Raw genomic sequence first — 25,180 nt, forward strand, 5'->3', positions numbered from 1 at the left:
TCTGGGCGACGGCGATCTACTTTCGCCGCTCAACCAGCTGCCTCTGGTCGCCTGCACCTAACCCTGATCAGCCGGATACGTGGCTGCCGTCGGCGGGTGTAGCCTCGACGGTCCGCAGCACGTATCCGTCGCCGATAGTGTCGGTGCGGTAGAGGCCACGCGATCGGGTGAGAGCCCGATCGAGCTCGGCGTCGAGGGATGCATCTGCACGTTTCGTGGCCCTGCTCGCTTCCCGCTATGGGTTCTCTTCAGCAAGCAGAGTGTTTGCTATCCGCATGGACAGGTGTCTCTATCGGGGCGTAGTGTCACGTCCCTGAGGGCTTTGCGGGATTCGACGGAGGCGGCGTGGCGGGGAACGATCGATCGACTGAACAGCTAACAGCGGTAACGGACTGCCGTGATCTGGCACATTCTGCTGCGGCTACACAAGAGTTGCCTGCGCGGAATCTTGAACCGCATCTCCGGGTTGAAGGTGGCTTCGGTCGTCGGCTAGCGGCTTTCGCTGCTGGAGGTGCCCTGGTGGTTGGCTCGGTGGCCGCGTTGCACCGCCTGTACCGCAGCGGTGATAGTGCCGCCGAGCTGATTGGCTGGGCCGGGCTGTTGCTGCTGGCCTTGACCGCGCTTGGTGGTGGGATCAAGCTCGCGATGTGGGGCGTCAGGCCGGTAGCGGCCGCACTGTCTGACGCGGTGAAAGGGCGCCTGTCCGAGCCGCTGCTCGCTGTCATGGCGGCCGCTGCGGTAATCGTTGGCGCGTTGGGCATGTGGTGGACGTTCCGCGGTGGGTACGCCATCTGGTGGCAGCACCTCACCAGTGAGAGCCAGTGGTCGCTGTCGCTGGGAATTGGCCAGATGCTGGTGGCGGTTCTTGCCGGCGCTGCACTGTTCACCAGCGGCAGGTATATGACCGGCCTGGCCAAGGATGCTCTCGCTGACTCGGGTCTGTTCATTGAGCGTGACCGGGCAACCGGTAAGCGCCGCGCACCGGAAGGGTTGTGGCATCCGGGCCTGGTAGCCGCACTGATCGGCGGTGGTTTGGGGTTGGTGCTGCTATCTGCTGGGGTCACTCCGCGGTTGTATGTGTGGATCACTGGCCCCGATGTGTTTCCCGCTATTGCCGCGATCGCCTTCGTGTTGTTGTGGGCGATCGGCTCGAATCTGGGGTGGTGGAAAGGTCTTGGCGGGCTTTACAAGTGGGCTACTGATGCCTCGCAGAAGGCTGGCGCGACTGCGGGTGTTGTTGCGGTGTTGATGTTTTCGGCAAGTGGTTTGGGTTTGGGGTGGTTTACGCCGGTGACGGTGCCGGTGGCGCGGGCGGCGTGCCCGCCGGATTGTGGTGGTCCGGGTGGTAGTGATGGTCCGCCTGGGGGTGGGCAGATGTTTCAGCCGCCGAGTCAGGGTGGGCCGCAGATGCCTGATTATCAGGGCGGTATTAATCAGCCGCCGATGGATCAAAACGGCTCGATATCGATCTATAACACTCAGGCACCCTCGATCAGCAACAACGGTGCTAACGGGTCTAGTGGGCAGCAGGGTTCTCAGCAGGGGTGGGATCAGCCCGCACACGGCACTCAGATCCCGGATTATCAGAACGCGACGCCGTATACCCAAGGACCGGGCAAGCCGAACCCTGACTACAACGCCGGATCCCAAGGCGGCCAGGCCAACCCGGGTACCAATGCGGGATCGCAAGGCGGTCAACCGAATCAGTCGGCGCAACAGCCGCAGCAGGCGCCCCAGAATCAGCCGCCACAGCAGAACAACACCGGGCAGGAGCCTAATCAGCAGCCGAACCAGTCGTCGGATCAGCAGAAGATCGATGATTTGACACGGCAGTTGCAGGAGAAACAGCAGCAGTCCGGTCAGGATCGTCAGCGTGCTGATGATCTGACTAAGCAGTTGCAGCAGAACAAGCAGAACCAGAAGCAACAGCAGTCGACGAAGTTCCCGTCCAAGGACAAGAAGAAGGACGACAAGGACGAGCAGGACGACCGCGATAAGCAGTCCGGTGACAATGATCTGACCGCACTGTTGATGGGTGCGGCCTCGACGCGGCGTCGTAGGCAGGACGAGCAGCAGCAGGGGCCGGATACCCAGGCGCTCGGTCAGGATGCATCCCAAGCGGTGCAAGGTCTTCCGGGTGATGTGCAGACCTATGTGCAGTCCGGCCAACAGATCGGACAGTCGTCGGGTCAGGCTGCTCAAGGCTTCGGCTCGGCTGCGCAGGCCGGTGCTTCGCTGGCGTCATCTGCGCAGTCCGGTGCGGTGAACCCGCAAGATGCCATCACCTTGGTTCAGGGTGTCTCGCAAGGTATCCAGGGGACGGCGGACGCGATCAACGCGGGCAGTCAGATCGTGAAAACCGCGCAGGGAGAAGCTGATCAAGTCGCCCAAGTGGTCGGCGATGCTAACCCACAGCTGAAACCGCAGACTGAGCAATTCACGCAACTCAATGACACCGTGTCGAAGGGCACTGAAGGTGTCGGGCAGGTCGCCAGCGGCATCTCCCAGGTATCCGGCGTGGTGAATTCGGTGAGCAGCATGGGAACTTCGGGTCCTACAGAGGTGCCGGCGGACCTTGGGCAAAAGCTGCCGTATGAGTTCCAGAACGGGCCCGCTCCCAAGGATGTGCCGGGCACGGATGACCTGACAGGCACGGCGGCGGCGACCAGCGGGGGTGACTCTGGTTCGGGTGGCCCGCCGCGGCCTGAAGGCGCGATGGCGTTGCAGGAGCTCAATCAGTGGAACGACGAGGCGCGCGCTCCGCGGTATGCGCGGGTCGAACAGGCTCAATCGGCTGTCGACCAGGCCAAGGCTAAGACTGAAGCGGCCCGGAAACGCAGCCTTGACCTGAATTTCAAGAAGGGCCACACCGAGGCCGGCGATGCTGCTCAGGAGCAGTACCACCAGGCCAGTGACACGCTGAAAGGCGCTCAATCCGAGTTGACCAAGGCGCTCGATGAGCTAGGAATGGTTCCGGACTATTCCAGCGTCGACCCGAGCAGTGTGCTATGGAAAGGCAACGGGTCGTTTGCGTTCAATTTTGTTGATCAGAACGGAAATAGCCGAGAAGTCACTGCCAGTGGCACCGGAAGTGGTCTCGCGGTACAGGACCGTGGTTTCTCCGATACGGGTCTGCTGACGTTCAGCTACAACGAGAATGGTTTTACCGGTTACAACAACGCCGACTACGGGCGCGCGATCCCCACCAACGATCTAGCTGACGTGCTCATGATGGCAACCGGCGTTGGCGGGGTGCTTCGTTCCGGGGGCGCAGGACTGATCCGCCTGTTCGGCACTCGCGCCGCCAGTGGTGTGACTGCGGAGACGGCGATGAACAGTGCTCTGGCCACCGCACGTGCCTCAGCTGCGGCGTCTGGAGCTCGGCTGTCTCAGATCCAGGCGAATCGCACCATGGGCAACGCTGCTCGCGACTGGCTGGCCAGCACGTCCTACCAAGGGGCCAAGACCGAGGTGTTCTTCGATACACCCGCAGGGGCGCGGTATGCCGACATTTTGACCGGCAACAAGATTGCGGTGGAGTCCAAGGTAGGCGCCCAGTCTCTGAGCAAGGTGTCTGACCAGCTTGCCAAAGACATCTGGCTGATGAATAACAGGGACATCAATGGTGCCGAGTGGGTCTTCATGAAGAGTGTGATCACAGGCAAGGGCGGACCGGATGCCGCACTTGCCCAGGCGTTGAGCAATGCAGGAATACCGTGGAGGATGGCGTCATGAGTTCGATCAACTGGGGTGACTACGAGATCTTCAAGCCTGCCGTCTATGGGCTGCCCGAGCAGCTGTCGCGCGCCGATGCCCGCAAGAACTATGACCAGTGGATCGCGCAGAAGCCGCAGCGCATCGAGCAGCTGCATCGGCTGCTGGAACTCAACGGGTTTCAGCTTGACACTAGCGATGAGAAGATCCAGCAGCTCAACGACTGGTTTATTGATCACGTCGAGCCCAATCCCAAGCCGAACCCTGAAATGGCAGGCGCGCTAGACGGGCTGTGGTACTCGGTCGCGTTCGACATCGCCGCCTTCCTGGGCGATGTCATGATCGAGCGTGATCCACGGCTGTACTGGCACTTATTCATCCCGCGTAATCCGAAATACGTGGGCTACCAGAACCACGTCATCCACGGCTTCACCTATGGGCTCGGCAAGATACAGCCGAACGCGTGCTACGAACTCGACGGAATTGTCACCGGCGTCGGCCAGGGCGCCGTTATGGGCGAGATAGGAAACAGCCGAACAACTTTCGTTGGCGTATTGGCCGGTGCGCGAAACAAGATGCAGAAGCAGGAGATGCCTAGTGTCTTATGACATCGAGTTCTGGCGCACCGAACCCGCCCAAGGACTGAATGATCCGAACATCTACCGCCCGTTCAAGACCTCGAGCACCCTGCGCCAGCAAGTAGTGGACCTCATGGAAGAACCCGATGTCTTGGCGCTGGCAGAAGGATACGAAATCTCCGATGCCACGACGGGTATCCAGCTCCGGTACACCCGTGATGGCGTGGTCATTCATATCAGTTACGGCCCCAAGGATGATCCCGATGCCGTGATCCGGACTGCCTACGAAATCGCCAAGATTGTCGAACACGAAACCGGGCTAACGGGCTATGACCCACAAATCGAAGAGAGAACCGCCGCTACGCAAAGGGCTGTCGAGGCATACAGCTATGGCATCGCAATGACGCAGCGGGTTGCTACTAACGACTAGTCCTCCACTGCGGATTGTCGCCAACAGCTGGCACTCGACTGTCGGAGGCTCGGGGGCGCGGTTAGCTTTCTTCCCATGTTTGTCTACCGGTAAGGGCCCGGGATTTGTATGTATCGGGCTGGTGGCATTTTCAGTGGTCTAGATCGAGGGGGTCGAGATGAGTCAGACTGATGAAGCTGACGAGTCGGTTTCGATTTGGCAGTGGCGGTTTGGATTTTATGACCAGTACGGGCACCCAGGTTCTACGCCTGAATCTCAGGCGGCATATAAGGCTCTGCCTTTCGGTGCCAGAGTAATGCTCGGCTGCAATATTCTGGCGTTCTTCTTCGGGCCCATCTACTTCTTTGTTAAAGGTATGTGGCGCAAGGGTTTAACTGTCCTGTTACTCACGTTGGCGATCGGCACTGTTCTATATGCGGTCGATGCATCCGAGACGATGTATCAGGCCGCCAGCGCAGGACTGGGAGGAGTGCTGATGATGACGGCGAACTACTCCTACTACCTTGACCTGATCAAGGGCAGCCGGTCATGGAACCCCTTTGAGGGCGTAAAGCGGCGGAAACGGCCAACGTGAGAACCGGAAGCCTTCGCCCGCGCCGATTCTGATTCCGCCACGAGGGCATGCCGTCCAATGAACCCCGACTAATCCAGCAGAGGCACCCGTGACGCACACCGAACCATCGCTGCCCGAGGCGAATCGCCAGCATGTCTCCAAGCCCCTCGGCGCGACCGATCCACGCGATCTGACTCTCCCCTTGTATGGGGCAACATTTGGCCAGGCAGTATCGCGGTTCTTCCGTAGTTACGCCCGGTTCTCTGGCCGCGCGTCTCGCAGCGAGTACTGGTGGGTGATGCTGATGCAAATGGTGGCCGCCGGCCTTCTTGTGTCGGGAGTGGCCCTCGGCATAGACAGCGCGCTCCCGCTTGCGTGCGTGACAGTGCTCATCGGATTCGTTCTGGTATGGGCGATCGGGGCCTGGGCACTGACGGTCCGCAGGCTCCACGATGCCGACTTCTCGGGGTGGATGGCCTTGCTGGCGGTCTTGCCCTACGTAGGGTCCCTGATGCCGATTATCTTCGGCTTCTTGCCCTCAAAGCCGCGTGGAGAATGCTTCGACCGTCGTTGAAGACAGCGCGTGCTGGCTGTGGCAGCGGCTTTGGCGACATCGCCGGATGCTGCCCTGCTGTATTGCATACGCACATGAGTAGTGACCAATGGTTTGACTTAGCAAGGGGATTGTTCGATGGCGACTAGGCAGCAGTGGCAGGAGTTGATCGATGCGTTTGTCGTGGAAGCACGGCGATACGCTGAGGTCAGTGAGTATTTCGAGCTGACTTTGCCTCGGCCGGGTGCATCGGAGGCCGAGTTGGCTGAAGCCGAGCATCGTCTCGGGTATCGGTTAGATCCGGACTATCGCACTCTGTTGTCGATCGCGAACGGTTGGGACGGCTTCTTCTTTGTTGACCTATTGGGCACTTCTGATCTCGGCCAAGGGGACCGGTCCGCAGATTGCCTCGAGACAGTCGAGGTCTTTGCCGACAACTGCACAGATTTCGCAGAGCGAAAGGGCGTCGGCGACGATTGGTCGGCATGTCTGCCCGTGCTCTACGACGACAACGGCTACAGCGGACAGACCTGCATGTTCATCTCCGACGGGCCCGGCCGCCAGCGAGCCGGCAGCGTCTTTTGTCTGGGTGAGGAGCCCGAGGATCTCTGGCCGGACCTGTACTCCTATCTGTCCGACGACCTGAGCGCCAAACGCAAAATGGTCGAATACGAGGTCCGCGGGCAGTGGTCCGATCCATGGGATCGCAACATCCGAACAGATCCACCGACACTGCCGAGCATCCTCGACAAGATCGATGAGCAGCTGCGAGCCACCGGGCAACCGTTGATGACACGCCACCCCGGAGCCACAGAGACCGCGCTGCAGGCCACCAACCAACATCTGACACATGCGTTGCATCCCGAGCATCGCGCTCTTCTTCACATCAGTGACGGCCTGGACCTGCCCGGCTTCGGGCACGTCCTGTCCACCACAGAACTCGCCGATTCGCGGCACTGGCAAGAATTCCTGGAGCTTGCCGTGCTCCATCAGCAAGATGCACTCGACCACCACAAGAAGTCAGGAGTGATGCTGCCTGATGAACTCTATTCCGAGCCTGTCGCTGCACGGATCGGGCGGATTCCCGCTATACCGTTCGGCTACAACATCATTCAGTATGAAGTATTCGGCTATGAAGGCGTGTCCTACAACCTCTACGGGGTAGACGTTCGTGACGGCAAGGTCCGCCACCTCATCCAGGACGCCGCACCCAGATCTCCCAACACCTACCACCCGGACAACGCCTGCACTGTGCAAAACCACCTCCTCAGATTCTGTGAAAGGTTGTGGACCAGAGTTCAAAGCATGTCAGTTCCTGGCGGCGAGACACGCTAACTACCCGAGTTCGAGCCCGATCACGCCCGCGCCCACCAACGCCGTAGCCCAAGCAGCACAACGAGCGCTCTATAGCGGCGGATGTGATGGGAGGGGCCCGTTGTCGAACCAGCCGGGCTGCCTGGGCCCAGGCGGGTAGGGGCGCTATGCCGCACTGGTCTTACTGCGAAATAGACTGCTGCACAGGTAAATTAGGAGCGCTAAGATGAAACGAACCGCAGCCGCGAGTGAAGAACCCAGGAAGAAGTTCAACCGTTGACTGCCTTCGTCGCCATTTTGTTTTTCGCCTCTTCCTTGGCGATGTGGGTCGCCCTATTAGGGAAGCGGTATGGGCTGTTCGCCCTATTCTTTGTCTTATCGGTATCGAGCTTTGTATTGCTTGTCTCGCCCAGAGCCGGGTTTTCGCTGAAATCGGTCCTGGCGTCTACGGGAGTTGTTTTCGCTTTGGTGGTGGTTGGGGGCGCAAACTACTGGATTCGCCGCCGCAGCGTGGGTTGGCTCAAGATGATCTGGGAGATGCTGCGAAGATCAGCCTCCGAGCCCAGAGACTGAACTCTCTCAGCGTCTTCGGGAAACCTGTGCGTTGATGGCGTCGACATGTGGTCATATATGTGGTGGGGAGTAAGGGCTTTTGGGCTGGCTCTGATAGAGGCCTGCGTCTGGGTGGGTATCCGATCGCTGTGTGGAGGGTCCAAGGGGGCCGATGTTCGGTATGTGCACGGATTCTGCAAGCAGTTGCGCTCGGGCATTGAGCAGCGGCGGATAGAGCCACCAGAACACACCCAGCCCTGCGAGCAGAACTGCGGTATAGAAATCGACAAAGGTGGTTGGCTGGACGAAAGCCGAATTGCCCAGCCGGAGTAAGACATTGACAATCATGATCCCGATCAGGAACCTGCGCACCAAGGGTGTGGTGATGGCGAGTTGACGTCGAGCAGCGTTCTCGGCCAGGCGTGCAGCTGTACGCCGGATCGCGGGATCGGCCCTAACAGGACAGCCTTGGATGCTTGCCGGTACTGGGCTGGTGTTAGGCCCTCGAGCAGCTGGTGCAATTGGGATGCTCTGGACCGTGCGGCCAGCGACCAAACGAACCCGCATACGAGCGCCACGACCGCGATGCCGATCCACCAACCGAGCCATTCCCCCGGCTCGTTGCGGTTAATAATCGCTACAGGTAGGCCGGCAGCGGTGAAAATCAGGGCTGAATACGTGAGCTACTGTATCCACCAGTTAGCAAGTGCAAGTCTTATCCACACCAGCATAGTGTAAGCAGATAGCAAATTTGCGGTGGGGCGGGATGGCTGGAGAGTTGGGTGGTTTACGTGGAGGGGAAGGAGACCTGAAGGCTCCTGAAGGCCAGCTACGTCTCCTCATGCTGTAGGAGACGCGGCGCCGGTGCCACGATGTTTCAAAGTCGCGATCGTGTTGCAACGAGTCTGGATTCAACGGCATTGCCGGTGCCGCGATTTGGCTATGATCACACGGCCAACGTGCGACTTTGGCTACTATATCGATATGACTCAAGGGATTTCGCGCCGGTGGCCCAGGGAATGGGCTGGGCTTGCCGTGTCTTTGATTGCGGTGACGATCGCTGCGGGAGTCGGAGGTGTGGCCGTAACGAGTGCTGCGGAAACCTATGGGCGTCTGCAACAGCCCGGTTGGGCTCCACCGGCCGCACTGTTTGGTCCCATGTGGACCGTGCTGTATGCGTCGATGGCGGTATCGGCATGGCTGGTGTGGCGGTCACATCCCTCACGAGAGAACCGGCTGCCTCTGGCGGTGTACGGGATACAGCTCGTCCTGAACATGGCGTGGACACCTCTGTTCTTTGGTCTTGGCTGGCGGGGAACGGCATTCATCGAGATCCTCGTGCTGTGGGGATTCATTGCCGCAACGGTGATGCTGTTCTGGCACAGAAGCCGTTGGGCCGCAATCTTGTTGCTTCCCTACTTAGCATGGACGACCTTCGCGGCGGTGCTGAATTTCTCGGTGTGGCAGCTGAATAGCTAGTGGTCTTGCCTGGCCCGGTAACGGTGCAGCGCGATGTTTCTTTCCTCTGCGTGATCGAGGATGGCAGTCGGATATCCGTGAAGGTGGCCGTCGGAGTGCTTCCAGGGCGTGAGGGCTGAGGCGCCGGGCAGGTGCTGTAGTTCCGGGATGTATTTGCGTATGTAATCGCCATTCGGGTCGAACTTTTGTGCCTGAGCCGTCGGATTAAAGACCCGGAAGTACGGGGCGGCATCGGTGCCCGTTCCTGCGACCCATTGCCAGCCGTGTGTATTGGATGCGCTGTCGGCATCGATGAGGTGGTTCATGAAGTGCTTGGCTCCGTGCGGCCACCAGATGTGGAGATCCTTAGTAAGGAAGCTCGCGGTGACCATCCGTACTCGGTTGTGCATCCAACCTTCGGCAAGTAGTTGCCGCATACCTGCATCAACCAATGGGTATCCGGTTTTTCCGCGCTGCCAGGCCGTAAAGCCCTCGCCGGGTTCGGTATAGGACAAATGCGCTAGGGCATCGGTTAAGTCGGCGTGCGCGGAGTGCGGCTGGTGGTAGAGCACGTCGGCGTAGAAGTCTCGCCAGGCCAGCTCCGAGGCGCACTTGGCGGCGTCTTGGCCTGCGATGGGTGCCAGGTCGGCGAGCATGGTGCGAGGATGGATGGCACCGACTTTCAGATAGGGCGAGATCCTGGATGTGGCGTCCAGATCGGCGCGGTCACGACATGCGGCATACCCGGTGAGGTCGTGTGTGAGGAAGTGTTCCCACAGGATGCTGGCCGCTACCTCGCCCGCGGGAGGCATTGTGATGCTGCATCTTTGGGCCAGTTCGGTGAGTGACGACCTGACGGGGCCTGATCGTGCGGACTGGGGAGGCTTTGTCCAGGAAGGTCTCGTTTTCAGGCGGGCGGGGCGCGGCCAGCGGTGCTCGCGCCAAGCGCGTTCGAACGCGGTGAACACCCGGTACGGGGACCCGTCGGACTTGGTGATTCGGCCCGGCGTCACTGCGTAGGGTGAGCCTGTCTCGATCCAGTCCACGCCGATCCTGGCCAGCGCGGCCGATACCGACGTATCCCGGCGCCTACCGAAGGGGGTCGTCTCCCGGGACACGTGCACCTCGGTTGCTCCGATACGTTCAGCGAGCTCTGCAAGGACCTGTTGCGGCGCACCGGAATAGAGGCAGAGCCGCCCGTCGAGTCGGTTATCAAGGTCAAGAACATTGGCGGCAAGCCACGCGTCCCGCGGGCGTGGTGCGCTGCTCAGCAACTGCGGGTCCAGGATGAACACGGCAAGTACATCGCTGCGCGCGGCCGCGGCTTGGAGGGCGGGATTGTCGGCCAACCGCAAGTCGCGGCGGGCCCACCAGATAACGGTCACGAGGGGACATGACTTCCCAAGAGATGACCCAAGGCCGGACCGATGCTGGGAGTCCGGAACACATATTGGCGGTCCAATAGTGTTGCGGGAGAGACACACTGACTTGCCATCGCGAGCTCTTCGGCTCCCTCGCGTCCCAGCAGCAGGGCGGGGCCGAAGGCAGGTACGGGTATGACCGCGGGACGGTGGACTGCCTGGGCCAGCGCGCGCGTGTAGTCGACGTTGCGGACCACGCCGGGTGCCACGGCGTTAACGGGGCCCGATAGTGAAAGGTCCCATAGGCAGCGGTGATAGATGTCCACCAGATCGTCGATGCCGATCCAGGGCAACCACTGGGTACCGGAGCCCAGGCGCCCGCCGAGGCCAGCCCGGAAAAGCGGGAGCAGAAGCTTGAGAGTTCCGCCGCGGGGTGACTGAACAATGCCGGTGCGGACAGTGACAACCCGGGTCCCAGCACTCTTGCCTGCTAACGCCGCTTGCTCCCAACGAGCGACCACGTCGGAAAGGAAGTCTGCCGTCGACGGGGGCGGGCTTGTCTCGGTGAGTGTTTCGTCGTCTCGGCTCTTTCCGTAGTACCCGACCGCCGAGGCGCTGACGAAGGTGCCGACACCTGCGGATGCGGCAGCTCGGGAAAGTAGCCGAGTGGGCTCGATTCGGCTCGAGGCAATGAGCTCTTTGTGCCGCTGGGTGAAGCGTCCGGCGATAGTGGCACCCGCCAGATGGATGACGGCATCGACGCCTTCCAGTGCGGCCGGGTCCGGATCTTCTGGTTCCCAATTCCGGTCGGTGCGGTGGATCGGCTCCCCGCGGACCAGGCGGATCACGCGGTGTCCACCCGTGCTCAGGAATGCGGCAAGTGCGGTACCCACGAGGCCGGATGCGCCGGTGATTGCCACTGTCGATGCGTTCATTCCATGGTCGGCGGCCCTGCGGTGGGCGGCCAGATCTCCGGTGAGCTGCCGGTGACGATATGCGATGAGTTCGGCGAGAAACCGCCCTGGAATGGGGGTCTCGATGATGTCGCGTACCCGAGTCCTGCTAGCGGAAATTGGCTCGAACTCATGGATATGCCGCCAGGGCAACAAACCACTGACCGCCGACCGCAGTCCCGCCGCGACCCCTTCGTCGACGAATCGTCGGCCGGGCACGAATGCGTCCTGCTCGTGCCGGGAGACCCAGCGCAGACCTCCTGGTAGGTCCAGTACGGCAGTCCCGTCGCAGAGCGAGGCCGCCTCGGAACGCAGTTCGACCGGCGCCCACGGTGCGGCCAAGCGGCTGAACGCGCCCGGCCTGGAATACCAGGCGAACACGTCCTCGACGGGCGCGTCGACAATCACCGAACCACTGACACCCATAGGTCTCCGATCATCGGGAAGCTGGTTTCGCGGCCCTCTAGGTGCCTCTTCGGAGGTCGTCGTCGACCCGTGCGTCAACCGGAACTGCGACTTCGTTGCGGCGAGCACACGAGAGTGTCCACGGCGGGTCATAGAACCAGGCTTGGGGGTCACCCGCGATCTGTATGTTGTTGTCGCGCAGGGTATTGAGCAATTCGTCGGTGCGTCTGGTGACGGTGGCCGCCGATCGGTCACCGCTGAAGCGCAGCACTGCGAGCGTCTCGGCGGGCACTTCGGTGAGTCGGATGCTGTCATCGCCGGGGGTGGGCAGGCTGGCCAGTGTCCATTTCGCCGGCATGTAGAACCGGATTATTGAACCGCCAGTAGCACTGGATAATTGGCCCACCGGGGCTGTCATGGCGATGGTGTCGTTTTGTTGCGCTACCGGTGCGGTCATGGCGATCTTGGACTGCCGGTGGTTCTTGCCGAAAATGTAACCCGCAAGGCGGCGAAAGCCCTCACTGCGTGCCCGGTCATCTTCTGCCAGGACGATCGTTTCTGCCGCAACTCGGCTGCTGTACTGCCTGATCTGCACCGAAGCGGTCAGCGGCCGTGACGAGTAGCGCGGTTCTTCGGTGCCCATACGGACCCCGAAGATATTGCCCGCCGCTTTGAATAGTTCGACACCCAGGGTCCAGGGCGGCACGATGGCGCTCACTTCTTGCTCCTTTCGGCGGTCTCTACTTCTGGAGATATGGGAGGTGCAGCTTGGGGAGGGTGAACTGTGCGACGTCGATGTAGCCGATGCGGAAGTACTTCGCACATCCGGTGAGGTACTTCATGTAACGCTCGTACACAATCTCGTCTTGGATGGCGATGGCCTGATCCTTGTGTTCCTCGAGTGCCGCCGCCCACAGGTCCAGAGTCTTGGCGTAGTGCGGCTGCAGTTGGTGTATTCGCGTGCAGGTGAAGCCCGCCCGCTCGGCATGCTCTCGCACCATGTCGATGGAGGGCACCCGCCCGCCGGGGAAGATCTCGGTGACCATGAATTTGATGAAGCGTGCCAGCTCAAAGCTCAGCGGCAGGCCCTTGGCCACGATCTCGTTGGGATGCAGCCCGGTGATGGTGTGCAGCAGCATCACGCCGTCATCGGGCAGCGCGTTGTAGGCGAACCTGAAGAAGTCGTCGTAGCGGTCGAAGCCGAAATGCTCGAACGCGCCGATCGACACGATCCGGTCGACCTTGCCGTCGAACTCCTCCCAGCCGTGCAGCTGGACGGTCTTTGACCGGGTGCTCGATGATGCCGCCAGAAGCCTCTCGACGTGAGCCTTCTGATTCTTACTCAGCGTCAGACCGATGACGTTGACGTCGTACTTCTCCAATGCGCGATTGATGGTGGCGCCCCAACCGCACCCCACATCCAGCAGCGTCATGCCGGGCTCCAGGTGCAGCTTGCCCAGTGCCAGGTCGATCTTGGCGATTTGTGCCTCTTCAAGGGTCATGTCATCGCGCTCGAAATAGGCGCAGCTATATGTCTGGGTCGAGTCGAGGAAGAGGCGGAAGAAGTCATCCGACAGGTCGTAGTGGGCCTGAACATCGTCGAAATGTGGGCGAAGCCGCGGTGATTCTGGCATCTGGACGGAACCTTTCGTGGGCGGTACGGGGAACGTCTACCTGCCGGCCCTCCTTCTGCGGGCGTACGGGAAGTGCCGCACTTCGGGGGCATGTGTGTGCGGCTCTGTTGTTATTCGGTGCCGAACGTTCTCCGGATGGGTAGGTTGCGTAAAAAGCTGAGCCGCGCCGAGACGCCGCCTGATGAGGGCAATACCCATCCGCGGGCCGGTTTACTCCGAATACTGGGTGTGAGTGCAATATCTGGCCCCGGCGCACGGTCCATCGCCGTTATCGGCAGTGGCGTGGCCGGATTGACCGCAGCGTACGTGCTTTCTGCCTACGACCGGGTCACTTTGTACGAGGCCGATGGGCGGTTCGGGGGCCACGCTCATACGCAGTTCGTCGATGCCGGCCAAGGCGGGCCGACCGCGGTCGACACCGCGTTCTTGGTGCACAACGACCGGACCTACCCCACGCTGTGCCGATTGTTCGACGAACTCGGTATCGATACTGCCGATACGGATATGTCGATGTCGGTGTGCGATGACAGCATTGGCCTGGAGTACGCCGGTGCGCGGGGCGTCCGTGGCCTCTTCGCCTCGCCCGCCGCGGTGAGTCCTCGCTATCTGTGGATGCTGGCAGAGATCAAGCGATTTCACCGTCGCGCGCGCCGGCTGCTTGCTGACCCCAACGCCGACGATAAAGCCCTAAGCCTCGGGGATTTTGTTCAGCAGTTGGGTTTTTCGCAGTTTTTCCTTGACCGCTTCCTGACACCACTGGTGGCCGCTGTGTGGTCCTGCCCGCCCGGGCGGGCCATGGCGTACCCAGCGCAGTACTTGTTCAGGTTTCTGGACCATCACGGCATGCTGTCGGTGCTCGGGTCGCCGCAGTGGAAAACGGTCACAGGGGGATCGCACACGTATGTCGATGCTGTAGTGCGCGGGCTGCACGAGGCGTTTACCGATGCCCCGGTCGCCCAGATCGAGCGGATCCCAGCGGGCGTTGCGGTCACGGTCGCAGGACACCCGCCGCGGGTGTTCGATGCCGCCGTGATTGCGACGCATCCCGATCAGGCGCTGGGCCTGCTGGCACAGTCGACCGCGGACGAGCGTGCGGTGCTGGGAGCCATGGGATACGTGAGCAATTCCGCGCAACTACATACCGATGAGTCCCTGTTGCCGCGCCATGTACATGCCCGCGCATCGTGGAATTACCTGAGCAGGGGAGACACTCAGGGTGTCGTGGTGACGTATGACGTCACCCGGTTGATGAGATTGCCTGGCCCGCGCAGGTTTCTGGTCACGCTGGGCGGTGAGCACCTGGTAGACCCCGGGGCGGTGCTTGCTGAAATGACCTACCACCACCCGGTCTATACGTCGCAATCCGTTGCCGCCCAACGCAGACTGCCAAGTCTTAACGACGGCCTCGTCGCGTTCGCCGGTGCGTACCACGGGTGGGGTTTCCATGAGGACGGCGCGGTCTCAGGCGTCCGTGCCGCACAAGCGCTGGGCCGGGACTGGCCGTCCGGAGCGCCCGGTAAACGCGAGCACCGGGTGGGAGCACGATGAGTTCGGCGACGATGGTTCCTTGCCTGTACCGCACCCGGATCCTCCATGTCCGGCGTTCGCCGGTCACGCACCGATTCACCTATCGCGGCTACTGCTGGTACGTCGACATCGACAAGCCGCCACGTCTGCCACTCGGCCTGGGTTTCTTCGCCAGTTTTCAAGCACGGGACCATTTCTGGGGCGATGACGATGACACACTGCGTCAACGCGTGGACCAATTCTTGGCCTCGCACGGGGTAAACCTGGGCGGCGGCACGGTCACCGCACTGCTACAGGCACGGGTGTTGGGGCATGTCTTCAACCCGCTGAGTCTGTACTGGTGCCACGACCATCATGGCGATCTTGTACACATAATCGCCGAGGTCCACAACACCTACGGCGGACGACACGCATATCTTCTGCCCCCCACTGCTAGTTCCACGGTGGACAAGCAGCTCTACGTCTCGCCCTTCAACGGCGTCGACGGGCGATATCAAGTTCGTGCTGCCCGTCCCGGCAAGACGTTGAACGTCAGTATCTCGCTGCAGCGCACCGGCCAGCGGCCGTTCTTCGCCGAGGTCCGCGGCGCCCGGCGCAGGGCTCGGGTGGGTGAACTGTTGTGGTTGCAGGCCGTTGCGCCGTTGGCGCCGTTGATGGGTGCGCTGGCCATCCGTAGAGAAGGGATCAGGCTGTGGCTGAAAGGGCTGCCAGTGGTGGACCGCACACCTACACACGAGAGGGAGAGGGTGGCGTGAACGGGCGCCTCGACAGTGCCGCAACCGATGTGCGCGATATTAGGTCGCACCGCGGGCCGGAGATCACACCGGTTCCCGGCGGGCCGCTGACGGCGGCACGCGGGGTGGTAGCCGAAAAGCTGCTGCGTCGTGCGGCCGCGCGGCTCCCGGTGCGGTTGATGTACCCCGATGGATCCGTTGTGGGCGCAGCAGATGCGTCCCTGCCCACCATGAGAATCCGGCAGCCGGTAGCAATGGCACGACGCCTGGGCCGCTCCGGCTTGATCGGATTCGGTGAGGCATACATGGCGGGAGACTGGGACTGCGACGACCTCGCGGGTTTTCTCACCCAATGGGCAGCATCGATGGGGGAGTTAATTCCTTCTGCGTTGCAACGCTTCCGGCATATCGCTGTGCCGCGGGTCCCGCGTGCGCAGCGCAACGAACCGCCGCAGGCCCGACGCAATGTCGCGCATCACTATGACCTGTCGAACGACTTCTTCGCCCTGTTCCTCGACGAGACGCTGACCTACTCATGTGCACTGTTCGACCACATACCGAGCGCAACAGCGATACTGGCGGATGCTCAGCGGCGCAAGATTGACCGCTTGCTGGACCACGCACGGGTAGGCCCCGGCGCCCGGATTCTCGAGATCGGCACGGGCTGGGGGCAAGTGTGCTTGTCGGCGGCCGCACGCGGAGCACACGTGCGCTCGGTGACATTGTCGACCGAGCAACAGCAGCTGGCCCAGCAGCGGGTGCAAGCTGCCGGGTTGTCCGACCGAGTGCAGATAGAGCTACGCGACTATCGAGACGTGCAGGGCCAATACGACGCCATAGTGTCGATAGAGATGATCGAAGCGGTTGGATTCGATTTCTGGACAACGTATTTCCGAACCATCGACCGATTGCTTAAGCCTGGTGGCCGGCTGGCCCTTCAAGCCATCACCATGCCCCATGAGCGGATGCTGGCCAGTCGCAATACCCACACCTGGATACAGAAGTACATCTTCCCCGGCGGTTTACTTCCCTCGGTGCGGGCAATCGACGAAACGACCACTGAGACCACGGATCTGCGGACCATCGAGACAATGTCCCTGCGACCACACTATGCCGAAACACTGCGGCTATGGACTCAGCAGTTCGCGGCGCAGCGCGAGGCCGTGTCGGCGTTGGGTTTTGGCGAGGCGTTCTACCGCATGTGGGAGTTGTACCTGGCCTACTCCGAGGCCGGGTTTCGTTCCGGGTATCTCGATGTCCACCAATGGATTTTCCAGCGAGGCCAACAATGAACTTTCTGATGGTACTGGTGTGCTCGCTGGGGGCCGTGGTGGCCGTGCACAGTGTCACTTTCCTGATCGGCCACCGCATCGGGCGCTACAACGTGGTCGACGTCGCATGGGGCCTCGGGTTCATCGCAGTGGCCGCGGTCTGCGCCGCACTGGGCGGCGGGGACCTGCAGCGGCGGGTCCTGCTGCTGGTGCTGACCGGGATATGGGGAGCCCGGCTGTCCGGGCACATGCTGGTGAAATCAGCTGGGAAAGGGGAGGATCCCCGATACCACGACTTGCTAGGCGGCGATTTCTCTGTGTCGCACGTGCTACGCAAGATCTTCGTCATCCAGGCCGCCGCCACCTGGCTGGTTTCCATACCAATCCAGCGCTCAGCCGTTGAAGGGCCTACACCGGAATCGTTGCGTTCGGTGTTGGCCGCCGGTATCGGATTATGGTTCGTCGGAATGCTTTTCGAAGCGGTGGGTGATTATCAGCTGCGCCGTTTCACGCAGGACCCAGCCAACAAGGGCAGGATCATGGACCAGGGTCTATGGGCCTGGACTCGGCACCCGAACTATTTCGGTGATGCCTGCGTGTGGTGGGGGCTGTGGTTGGTCACCATCACGGGTTGGCAATCGTTGGCAACGGCCCCTTACCCGTTGCTGATGACCTATTTCCTGGTCTATGCCACCGGAGGCCGCCGCACCGAGAAGGCAATGGCCGGGCGGCCCGGATTCGCTGACTACCAGCAGCGGGTTTCGTTTATCCTGCCTCGTCCCCCGAAGCGCGAATCGCCATGAACATTGTCCGCGATACGTTTAGGCTCACGGGCGTGACCGGCGACCTGGATACCCTTCTACGCAACGTCGCCGACCGCGATACCGCGGCATTCGCCGCTCTCTACGATCACACCCGCTCACGCGTCTACGGGCTGGTGTTGCGGGTATTACGGGACCCCGGCTACAGCGAGGAGACAACGCAAGAAATCTACCTACAGATCTGGCGTTCAGCCCAAAGCTATGACCCGACCGCCGGATCGCCCCTTGCCTGGATCATGACCTTGGCTCATCGCCGCGCCATCGACCGCGTGCGCTCTGAGCAATCTGCGGCAGACCGCGAGTCACGTTATGGCGCAGCCACTATCGAGCGAGCTGTCGACGAGGTCACTGAATCGGTGATCCGCAACGAAGAACAGCGGCAAGTAACCGAATGCCTCGAAACGCTCACGGATACCCAACGCCAATGCCTGCATCTGGCCTACTACGACGGTTTGACTTACAACCAAGTCTCGCAACGGCTTGCCGCGAATCTGGCAACCATCAAATCTCGGATGCGTGACGCCATCAAAGCGCTGCGCCGATGCCTGGGGACACCATGACCGAACCCAACGACCTCATCACCGCCGCAACCCCCTACGCACTACACGCGCTGCCCGATGACGAACGAGACCAGATTGACCGGTGGCTGTCGGCAGGTTCGACCGAACAAACGCTCTCCTTTACCCAGGAAGTGCGTGCCACACGAGAGACCATGGCGGCCTTGGCGGCCAGCACCGCGGTCGAGCCCCCGGTCCGGCTTCGCCCACGACTGCTGAAGATAGTGGCCCGGGACGCCCAAAGAGCCTCCGGAGCAACAGATATCAACCGCTGGAGAGCGCCCCTGGTAGCCGTGGCGGCCGCCACCGCTATCGGGCTGGCCGCCGCCGGGATTGGCACCATCCTGAGGCCTCCACCTCCGACCGCACAGCAGGTCTTTACCGCGACCGACGTCCGGACCGTCACCGGTGCCATTCCCACCGGTGGTACCGCGACCGTTGTCTACTCGCGGCAGAAGAACGCCGCGGTGTTGGTGATGAACAACGTCGCACCTCCACAACCCGGCACTGTTTACCAAATGTGGCTGATCGGCGACCACGATCCGCAGTCAGCGGGGACCATGGATACGCAGGCCGTTGCGCCGTCGACCACCGCCGTCATTCCCCGTCTCAACGACTCCACCGCTCTGGCATTCACTGTCGAGAACGGGCGCGGTTCGGCCGTGCCTACGGGCCCGGTTATCGCGCAGCTGCCACTGAACCGGTAGCGGGCCTGCCTGCGTTGACCTCTAACTCTCGCGAGCCTTCTCCGCATGTAGTGCCTTCAAGCGTCGCTGTTCGCTCAGCACGGCCTGGTAGCTCTCGCGTTCCGCGACCAGCCACTCGGGCTTCTGCTCAAGCAACTCGTTGATCTGCTCGGTGGTGAGCGGACCGTCGACCCCGCCGCGCGCGAGACCGGAGATCGAAACACCAAGCTTGGCTGCCACGAGGTTCTTCGGGTGCGGCCCGTCCTTGCGGAGATCCTTGAGCCACTGCGGCGGGTCCGCCTGCAGGGCCGCGAGCTCGGCGCGGGTGATCGGGTTCTCCTGGAATTCCGCGGGCGTCGCTTGCAGGTATACGTCCAGCTTCTTCGCCGCGGTAGCGGGTTTCATGGACTGCGCGTTCGGCCTGCTCATAGGACCAGCCTATCGGTAGCCTGAGGCGGTGACCTCGCACTCCCTCACCCTCGGGTACGTCCCCGGCGGGACGCCCGCGAAGTGGGCTCGGGTCTGGGCGCAGCGTCACCCCGAGGTTCCGCTTCAGCTGCGCGTCGTTGCCGCCGCAGACGCGCCTGCGGAGGTGCGGTCCGGCACCGTAGATGTGGCATTGCTTCGGCCGCCGGCCGACACCTCTGGGCTGGCCATCATCGCCCTCTATGAGGAGGTGACGGTGGTCGTGGTGCCGACCGATCACGTTCTGGGCGCCTTCGACGCGATTACCGCCGCGGACCTTGATGGCGAGCCAACGCTGCTCCCACTTGATGATGTCCTTGCCTGGTCGGGCGCTCCCGGTAATCCGGTTGATCACCGGCCCGAAACCACCGAAGATGCAATAGAACTCGTCGCCGCAGGAATCGGCGTACTCATGGTTCCGCAGTCATTGGCGCGGTTGTATCACCGCAAGGATCTCACGTATCGCCCGATCAGCGACGCACCCACCTGCCCGGTGGCGCTCGCTTTCCCGGAAGGGCCGCAGCCAGAACTGATCGAGGAGTTCGTCGGCATTGTGCGAGGACGCAGACCCGGCTCGTCGCGGGGGCAGACCGAGCCGGCGCCGAAACGCACCGCGCGGGAGAAGACCCTTGCGAAGCAGGCTGCCCGCGCCACTGCGGGCAAGGTGGCCCGCAAGCCGGGCCGGGCCGACCGCGGCCGTCGCTGACGCGGCGTCTTACCTCGAGTCTGAACCTCACGATGTTTTTCGGCCCGAAAAGTCGTGAGATTCGGAGTCGTCGGCAATCTATCGGCGCGATCGCGTCTCTGGCTCTGGCTGTAACGCCAGGCAGCCCCCCACTGCCCGAGGCCATCGCCGCCGGGCGTGATACGACTAATCCATGAGCCCCGACGAATGGCTGGAAGCGCTGCGCAAAGGGATGGCGGCGGTCGCTGCGACGCCGCCCGAGTATCTGGGGCGTGGCGCACCGTCCTGTCCGGGGTGGACAGCACGCGATGTGGTGGCCCATCTCGGCGGAGTGCATCGCTGGGCAGTGGGTGTCGTAGTCGGGGAAAAGGTTCCGTACACGGACGTCGACCCGGACGCTCCAGCGGGAGAGCCCGTTATCGGCTGGTACTCGAACCGTGCCGACAATCTCGTCGCCGCTTTGACGTCGAAGGACCTTGATGCGCCGACAAAGTCGCCCTTCGGTGAGCGACCGGTGCGATTCTGGTACCGACGGCAGGCAAACGAGGTGGCGGTACACCGCTGGGACATTGAGCACGCCTACCGCGGATGGGATGCCGAACCCATCGATGCGGTCCTGGCGGCCGACGGCATCGGCGAGTGGTCGGAGCTGTTCACGTCCCGGCGTCTCGGGCGTGACGGCGGTACCCCGGAAGACCTTCGGGGAACGCGGATCCTCTTGCAGGCCAGCGAGGCCGGTGGTTCCTGGCTGCTACGTGTGGACGCCGAAGCCATTGGCATCGTGGAGGAAGACGCCACACCGGATGCCACGATCACGGCGTCCACGTCCGACCTGCTGCTGGCCCTGTGGCATCGGGTTCCGTTGTCACGCTTGACGGTCGACGGGGATGGTGCCCGCGTGGAGCGGGTGCTGGATCTAGTCCGGATCTAAAACCGCGGGGATCGACCGCTGCACCAGCCATGCGGTGAACGTGGCGATAGCCAAGAGTGCCAGGCCGACCCATAGCGCGTCGAGCCCGATGCGGTGGTACGTCGCGGCGCCCAGTACGGCACCGACGGTCAGGCCCGCCCACAGCGTGATGTAGCGCAGCCATACCCAGCGGGGTCCACCGAAGAACGCATCGACGAGCCGCTGCCCGGCCTTCACGACAGTGCCGGTGATGTAGGTGAGGCCCACCTGGACTTCGCCGGAGCGCTGGAAAACCGAGTTCATGGAACCCATCGCGAGTGCCGTCAGGAGCAGTGCGGCGACACCCGCTCCCAATTCCTGGGTGATCGCCGCCGCGGCCACGGTGCTCGAGGCGACCGCCAGCACGGCGACCCGCTCGTGGTCGCCGCTGACGCGTGATGCGATGGCCCCGATCATCACGCCGATGAAGAACATGGCGATCAAACCGGCTGCCTTGTAGGCGGATTCCCACTGTTGGCTGGCCGTCGAGGCGGCCATCCTCGTCGTGTTACCGCTCATGAAGGACAGGAAGTACCCGCCCAGATGTACGAACCCGATTGCGTCGAGAAACCCTGCGACACATGACAGTCCGGTGGCGAGCAGCATCTCCCGCCGCCGGATGGACCACACGGCAGATCAGTGCTTGTGGCCGGGGCCCTGGGCCCGCTTGTACAAAACCTTGAGCAGGTTGTCGCGGAAGGTCGAGTTGTCCATCAGCTTGATGCCCTTGTCGCACAGCCACGGATTGCCCAGCGCGCGGTGCATGATCCGTCCGCGCTGGTACTCCCGGCCCCAGGCATCATTCATCCGCTGCTGGTAGTTGGTGAAGTCTTGCGGGCCAGCATTCTGCAACGCTGCCACCGCGCATTCGCCCGCCGCCAAGCCGGATTCGAGTGCCTTCGAGATACCGGCACCGCTGACCGGCTTGCCCGCGCCCAGCGCGTCACCGGCGAACAGCACGCCCGGGCGCCAGGGCGGCCATGCGGTGAATCCCATCGGCAGACGCCAGGCGCGCACACCCTTGTTCTTGCGCAGCTCGGCCAGATCGGGCAGCTCCCACTCCCTGGGTAGCTTCTTCATGTAGGTATCCAGCACCTGCGCGGCGTTGACGTCCTGCCACTTCTTGTAGCTGTTGACGTACCCGATGCCGATGTTGATCCGCCCGGCGCCGAGCGGGAAAACCCAGCCGTATCCGATCAGCGCGTCATTCTTGTGGTGCAACCGCAGGTCGATGTCGAGCATGTTGGAGTCTTCGCGGTTGGCTTCCATCTCGGCGCGGATCGCAATCGCGGTGTATCCCTTGACCTCCGAGTCGAGGTTCATCGCGCGTTTGATGGGGGAGTAGGCACCGTCGGCCACGATCACCGCGTCGGCCGAGATGGTCTCGCGAGATCCATTCGCGGTCTTGACCTCAATGCCCTTGACCACATTGCCGTCGCCGATCGGGCCGACCGCCTCGGTGGACTGGCGCACTTCGACGCCCGCGGACTCGGCGTGCTTGAGCAGCAGGGTGTCCAGCTCGGGCCGGCGCACCACATGCCCGTGATCGGGCATGCCGGGACGCTGGGGGAAGGTGAGCTCCCAGACACTGCCGCTGTCGACGCGCACACCATCGACGCGATGGAACTGGGAGACCTCATTGGCCAGACCCATCTTCTGCAGGTAGCTCACCGCGCGGGCGGTCAGCCCGTCGCCGCATGGCTTATCCCGCGGGAACTCGGCCTTGTCGACGAGAACCACGCTGGCGCCCGTGCGGGCGGCCTGCCAGGCCGCGGACGACCCGGCCGGGCCCCCGCCGACTACCGCAATGTCGTAGTGCTTCTCGGTCACATATCAAATAGTAAGGGCCGCGAGTGCGTCTATTCGCCCTCGGGTTTGGTCACACCCAGGCTCGAACCTGCACGGTTCTCGTACGCGCTGCGTGCTTTCGTGTCGATCTCGAGGAACACGCGGTCGGTTCCGGTCTTCTTGCTCATGAATCGGCGGACCTTGGTGGGCAGTGAATTGACGATTGTGGTCACCGCGCCGAGTGGCTTCGGGACTGTGACCTGGACGCGCGGCTTCTCGATGATCCGCACCACCGCCGCCGCGATGTCTTCGGGTTCGACGGGTTTCTGTGCGCCGGTCGAATCGGTGCCCGCGATCAACTCGGTGTTGGTGAAAGTCGGCAATACGGCGCTGACCTGGACCCCTTGCGGCTCGAACTCGTCGCTCAGCGCGCGGGACAGGCCGACAACGCCGAACTTGGACGCGTTGTACACCGCCATACCGGGTGCCGCCATGAGGCCGGCCACGGATGCGATGTTGACGATCTGACCGCCGCGGCGTGCCACCATCTCGGGAAGCGCCAGGCGACACCCATTGATGACGCCGTACAGGTTGACCTCCAGCATCGACCGGATCGCCCCGTCGCTCGTGGACAGGAACGGCCCGATCGGCATGACACCCGCATTGTTGACGAGCACATCGACCGGTCCGCCGGCGCCGGCGGCCTCCAGAAATCGCTTGAACGAGGCGGGGTCGGTCACGTCCACGGGATGGGCGTCGACGTTTCCTTCTTCCTTGAGGCCCTCGACCGCGGCTCCGAGCGCCTCGACATCACGGTCGCCGATCACCACCCGAGCGCCCCGACGCAGCAGTGCGGTGGCGGTGGCGTAGCCGATCCCGCGTGCGGCACCGGTGATGGCGATAGTTTTCCCGTAGATCTTGTCCCTGGATGAGCCCATGACCACGGACTTTACATGTGTCAAGTTTGCGTCACTAGGGATTCTCGTGATTGGGCTCGACACGCTTAACCACAACACGTTGTGTTGCGCCGCGATGTCTCACCCCAGGGGTAGTGTCTGTGGCACAGTCAGCGAATCCCGCGAATCTGTTTGACGTTCTCCAGGAGTGGTCTCGTGAGTGAAAAACTTAAGCTGGTCAGCCGCGTCTCGGCGATCAACTGGAACCGGGTTCCCGATGAGAAGGATGCCGAGGTCTGGGACAGGCTCACCGGTAACTTCTGGCTGCCCGAAAAGGTGCCGGTATCCAATGACATCCCGTCGTGGAACACCCTCACTGATCATGAAAAGCAGTTGACCATGCGGGTTTTCACGGGCCTGACGCTGCTGGACACCATCCAGGGGACCGTCGGCGCGGTCAGTTTGATCCCCGATGCGATCACTCCGCATGAGGAGGCGGTGTACACCAACATCGCGTTCATGGAGTCGGTGCATGCCAAGAGCTACAGCTCGATCTTCTCCACGCTGTGCTCCACGCGCGACATCGACGACGCGTTCCGCTGGTCGGAGGAGAACCCGAACCTGCAACGCAAGGCCGAGATCGTCATGGAGTACTACCGGGGTGATGAGCCGCTCAAGCGCAAGGTTGCCTCGACCTTGCTGGAGAGCTTCCTGTTCTACTCGGGCTTCTACCTTCCGATGTACTGGTCGAGCCGCGCCAAGCTCACCAACACCGCCGACATGATCCGGCTCATCATCCGCGACGAGGCGGTGCACGGGTACTACATCGGCTACAAGTTCCAGAAGGGGCTGGAGCGCGTCGACGAGGCCACACGCTCCGAGATCAAGGAGTACACCTACGACCTGCTCTACGAACTGTACGAGAACGAAACCGACTACACCGAAGACCTTTACGACGAGGTCGGGTTGACCGAGGACGTCAAGAAGTTCCTGCGCTACAACGCCAACAAGGCCCTGATGAACCTGGGCTATGAGGCGCTGTTCCCGCGCGAGGAGACCGACGTGAACCCGGCGATCCTGTCGGCGCTGTCACCGAACGCCGACGAGAACCATGACTTCTTCTCCGGATCGGGTTCGTCGTACGTCATCGGCAAGGCCGTGAACACCGAAGACGAGGACTGGGACTTCTAGGTTTCTCGACGTCACGAAGCAGGAAAGCCCCCGACACGCCAAGTGTTCGGGGGCTTTCCTGTCAGGTCGCAGGTGGTGGCGGATGCACAAATGAACGGCCGGTGA

General features: G+C 62.3%; 24 protein-coding genes. 16 read left to right on the forward strand and 8 right to left on the reverse strand.

All coding sequences use genetic code 11. The annotated features are described in order from the left end of the window. The first annotated feature begins 345 nt into the window (after positions 1 to 345). The 7 genes from B4394_RS10635 to B4394_RS10675 all read left to right on the forward strand — a co-directional run bounded on the left by B4394_RS10635 (position 346) and on the right by B4394_RS10675 (position 9,173). Complete coding sequence (locus B4394_RS10635; RefSeq protein WP_286142028.1) at positions 346 to 3,735, forward strand: methyl-accepting chemotaxis protein; 3,390 nt, start codon at positions 346 to 348, stop codon at positions 3,733 to 3,735. Continuing rightward, positions 3,717 to 4,322, forward strand: a complete 606-nt coding sequence (locus B4394_RS10640; protein WP_078314992.1) for a hypothetical protein — start codon at positions 3,717 to 3,719, stop codon at positions 4,320 to 4,322. The genes B4394_RS10635 and B4394_RS10640 overlap by 19 nt, the downstream gene beginning before the upstream one ends. Continuing rightward, a complete protein-coding gene (locus B4394_RS10645) occupies positions 4,312 to 4,722 on the forward strand; it encodes a hypothetical protein (RefSeq protein WP_078314993.1) in 411 nt (136 codons plus the stop codon). The genes B4394_RS10640 and B4394_RS10645 overlap by 11 nt, the downstream gene beginning before the upstream one ends. Positions 4,723 to 4,879: 157 nt before the next feature. Then, the gene (locus B4394_RS10650) at positions 4,880 to 5,296 is read left to right on the forward strand and encodes a DUF2628 domain-containing protein (RefSeq protein ID WP_078314994.1); all 417 of its coding nucleotides are present in this window, start codon (positions 4,880 to 4,882) and stop codon (positions 5,294 to 5,296) included. Between the two features lie 88 nt (positions 5,297 to 5,384). Then, a complete protein-coding gene (locus B4394_RS10655; RefSeq protein WP_078314995.1) occupies positions 5,385 to 5,849 on the forward strand; it encodes a DUF805 domain-containing protein in 465 nt (154 codons plus the stop codon). Between the two features lie 117 nt (positions 5,850 to 5,966). Further along, positions 5,967 to 7,163: an SMI1/KNR4 family protein gene (locus tag B4394_RS10660; protein WP_078314996.1), complete on the forward strand. Its 1,197-nt coding sequence runs from the start codon at positions 5,967 to 5,969 to the stop codon at positions 7,161 to 7,163. 1,515 nt (positions 7,164 to 8,678) lie between these two features. Then, positions 8,679 to 9,173 carry a TspO/MBR family protein gene (locus tag B4394_RS10675; RefSeq protein WP_078315040.1) on the forward strand — a complete coding sequence of 165 codons (495 nt, stop codon included), beginning with the start codon at positions 8,679 to 8,681 and terminating at the stop codon, positions 9,171 to 9,173. On the opposite strand, the gene B4394_RS10680 is transcribed toward B4394_RS10675, so the two are convergent. From B4394_RS10680 to B4394_RS10695, 4 genes are read right to left on the reverse strand one after another with little or no spacing between them, the layout of a single operon-like run. Further along, the gene (locus B4394_RS10680) at positions 9,170 to 10,537 is read right to left on the reverse strand and encodes a cryptochrome/photolyase family protein (RefSeq protein ID WP_078314998.1); all 1,368 of its coding nucleotides are present in this window, start codon (positions 10,535 to 10,537) and stop codon (positions 9,170 to 9,172) included. The genes B4394_RS10675 and B4394_RS10680 overlap by 4 nt on opposite strands. Further along, the gene (locus tag B4394_RS10685; RefSeq protein WP_078314999.1) at positions 10,534 to 11,892 is read right to left on the reverse strand and encodes a TIGR01777 family oxidoreductase; all 1,359 of its coding nucleotides are present in this window, start codon (positions 11,890 to 11,892) and stop codon (positions 10,534 to 10,536) included. The genes B4394_RS10680 and B4394_RS10685 overlap by 4 nt, the downstream gene beginning before the upstream one ends. Before the next feature lie 37 nt (positions 11,893 to 11,929). Next, positions 11,930 to 12,589, reverse strand: a complete 660-nt coding sequence (locus tag B4394_RS10690) for an SOUL family heme-binding protein (protein ID WP_078315000.1) — start codon at positions 12,587 to 12,589, stop codon at positions 11,930 to 11,932. A 22-nt stretch (positions 12,590 to 12,611) separates the two neighbouring features. Beyond that, positions 12,612 to 13,505, reverse strand: coding sequence for a cyclopropane mycolic acid synthase family methyltransferase (locus B4394_RS10695; protein ID WP_078315001.1), 894 nt, complete (start codon positions 13,503 to 13,505; stop codon positions 12,612 to 12,614). 228 nt (positions 13,506 to 13,733) lie between these two features. On the opposite strand from B4394_RS10695, the gene B4394_RS10700 reads away from it, so the two are divergent. From B4394_RS10700 to B4394_RS10725, 6 genes are read left to right on the forward strand one after another with little or no spacing between them, the layout of a single operon-like run. Continuing rightward, positions 13,734 to 15,053, forward strand: coding sequence for an NAD(P)/FAD-dependent oxidoreductase (locus B4394_RS10700; RefSeq protein WP_176138299.1), 1,320 nt, complete (start codon positions 13,734 to 13,736; stop codon positions 15,051 to 15,053). Beyond that, entirely contained in the window at positions 15,050 to 15,787 is a 738-nt protein-coding gene (locus B4394_RS10705; protein WP_078315003.1) for a DUF1365 domain-containing protein, read from the forward strand. The genes B4394_RS10700 and B4394_RS10705 overlap by 4 nt, the downstream gene beginning before the upstream one ends. Continuing rightward, positions 15,784 to 17,058 (forward strand): class I SAM-dependent methyltransferase, encoded by a 1,275-nt coding sequence (locus B4394_RS10710; RefSeq protein ID WP_078315004.1) that lies wholly within the window; start codon positions 15,784 to 15,786, stop codon positions 17,056 to 17,058. Before B4394_RS10705 ends, B4394_RS10710 begins: the two co-directional genes overlap by 4 nt. 8 nt (positions 17,059 to 17,066) lie before the next feature. Further along, the gene (locus B4394_RS10715; RefSeq protein WP_078315042.1) at positions 17,067 to 17,840 is read left to right on the forward strand and encodes a DUF1295 domain-containing protein; all 774 of its coding nucleotides are present in this window, start codon (positions 17,067 to 17,069) and stop codon (positions 17,838 to 17,840) included. Next, positions 17,837 to 18,418 (forward strand): sigma-70 family RNA polymerase sigma factor, encoded by a 582-nt coding sequence (locus B4394_RS10720; protein ID WP_176138300.1) that lies wholly within the window; start codon positions 17,837 to 17,839, stop codon positions 18,416 to 18,418. Before B4394_RS10715 ends, B4394_RS10720 begins: the two co-directional genes overlap by 4 nt. Next, positions 18,415 to 19,122 (forward strand): anti-sigma factor, encoded by a 708-nt coding sequence (locus B4394_RS10725; protein WP_078315005.1) that lies wholly within the window; start codon positions 18,415 to 18,417, stop codon positions 19,120 to 19,122. The genes B4394_RS10720 and B4394_RS10725 overlap by 4 nt, the downstream gene beginning before the upstream one ends. 21 nt (positions 19,123 to 19,143) lie before the next feature. On the opposite strand, the gene B4394_RS10730 is transcribed toward B4394_RS10725, so the two are convergent. Further along, entirely contained in the window at positions 19,144 to 19,530 is a 387-nt protein-coding gene (locus B4394_RS10730) for a DUF5997 family protein (protein ID WP_078308846.1), read from the reverse strand. Between the two features lie 28 nt (positions 19,531 to 19,558). Here B4394_RS10730 and B4394_RS10735 point away from each other — a divergent pair, with 28 nt between their 5' ends. Then, complete coding sequence (locus B4394_RS10735; protein WP_078315006.1) at positions 19,559 to 20,272, forward strand: LysR family transcriptional regulator substrate-binding protein; 714 nt, start codon at positions 19,559 to 19,561, stop codon at positions 20,270 to 20,272. A gap of 172 nt (positions 20,273 to 20,444) precedes the next feature. Next, positions 20,445 to 21,182 carry a maleylpyruvate isomerase family mycothiol-dependent enzyme gene (locus B4394_RS10740; protein ID WP_078315007.1) on the forward strand — a complete coding sequence of 246 codons (738 nt, stop codon included), beginning with the start codon at positions 20,445 to 20,447 and terminating at the stop codon, positions 21,180 to 21,182. Here B4394_RS10740 and B4394_RS10745 read toward each other — a convergent pair. From B4394_RS10745 to B4394_RS10755, 3 genes are read right to left on the reverse strand one after another with little or no spacing between them, the layout of a single operon-like run. After that, the gene (locus B4394_RS10745) at positions 21,168 to 21,806 is read right to left on the reverse strand and encodes a YoaK family protein (RefSeq protein ID WP_078315008.1); all 639 of its coding nucleotides are present in this window, start codon (positions 21,804 to 21,806) and stop codon (positions 21,168 to 21,170) included. The genes B4394_RS10740 and B4394_RS10745 overlap by 15 nt on opposite strands. A 30-nt stretch (positions 21,807 to 21,836) precedes the next feature. Next, positions 21,837 to 23,030, reverse strand: a complete 1,194-nt coding sequence (locus B4394_RS10750; RefSeq protein WP_078308850.1) for a geranylgeranyl reductase family protein — start codon at positions 23,028 to 23,030, stop codon at positions 21,837 to 21,839. A 29-nt stretch (positions 23,031 to 23,059) separates the two neighbouring features. Beyond that, entirely contained in the window at positions 23,060 to 23,926 is an 867-nt protein-coding gene (locus B4394_RS10755) for an SDR family oxidoreductase (RefSeq protein WP_078293989.1), read from the reverse strand. A gap of 174 nt (positions 23,927 to 24,100) precedes the next feature. Between B4394_RS10755 and nrdF the strand changes: the two genes are divergently transcribed. Beyond that, positions 24,101 to 25,075: a class 1b ribonucleoside-diphosphate reductase subunit beta gene (nrdF, locus tag B4394_RS10760; protein ID WP_078308851.1), complete on the forward strand. Its 975-nt coding sequence runs from the start codon at positions 24,101 to 24,103 to the stop codon at positions 25,073 to 25,075. Positions 25,076 to 25,180 lie beyond the last annotated feature (105 nt).

It is taken from the genome of Mycobacterium sp. D16Q16 (genome assembly GCF_002013745.1).
GTDB lineage: Bacteria > Actinomycetota > Actinomycetes > Mycobacteriales > Mycobacteriaceae > Mycobacterium.

Bases quoted from the DNA above. Each gene is read 5' to 3' on its own strand.
- B4394_RS10650 (WP_078314994.1), top strand. From the start codon at position 4,880: ATGAGTCAGACTGATGAAGCTGACGAGTCGGTTTCGATTTGGCAGTGG.
- B4394_RS10660 (WP_078314996.1), top strand. From the start codon at position 5,967: ATGGCGACTAGGCAGCAGTGGCAGGAGTTGATCGATGCGTTTGTCGTG.
- B4394_RS10675 (WP_078315040.1), top strand. From the start codon at position 8,679: ATGACTCAAGGGATTTCGCGCCGGTGGCCCAGGGAATGGGCTGGGCTT.
- B4394_RS10685 (WP_078314999.1), bottom strand. From the start codon at position 11,892: ATGGGTGTCAGTGGTTCGGTGATTGTCGACGCGCCCGTCGAGGACGTG.
- B4394_RS10695 (WP_078315001.1), bottom strand. From the start codon at position 13,505: ATGCCAGAATCACCGCGGCTTCGCCCACATTTCGACGATGTTCAGGCC.
- B4394_RS10705 (WP_078315003.1), top strand. From the start codon at position 15,050: ATGAGTTCGGCGACGATGGTTCCTTGCCTGTACCGCACCCGGATCCTC.
- B4394_RS10715 (WP_078315042.1), top strand. From the start codon at position 17,067: ATGGTACTGGTGTGCTCGCTGGGGGCCGTGGTGGCCGTGCACAGTGTC.
- B4394_RS10720 (WP_176138300.1), top strand. From the start codon at position 17,837: ATGAACATTGTCCGCGATACGTTTAGGCTCACGGGCGTGACCGGCGAC.
- B4394_RS10725 (WP_078315005.1), top strand. From the start codon at position 18,415: ATGACCGAACCCAACGACCTCATCACCGCCGCAACCCCCTACGCACTA.
- B4394_RS10730 (WP_078308846.1), bottom strand. From the start codon at position 19,530: ATGAGCAGGCCGAACGCGCAGTCCATGAAACCCGCTACCGCGGCGAAG.
- B4394_RS10740 (WP_078315007.1), top strand. From the start codon at position 20,445: ATGAGCCCCGACGAATGGCTGGAAGCGCTGCGCAAAGGGATGGCGGCG.
- B4394_RS10745 (WP_078315008.1), bottom strand. From the start codon at position 21,806: ATGCTGCTCGCCACCGGACTGTCATGTGTCGCAGGGTTTCTCGACGCA.
- B4394_RS10755 (WP_078293989.1), bottom strand. From the start codon at position 23,926: ATGGGCTCATCCAGGGACAAGATCTACGGGAAAACTATCGCCATCACC.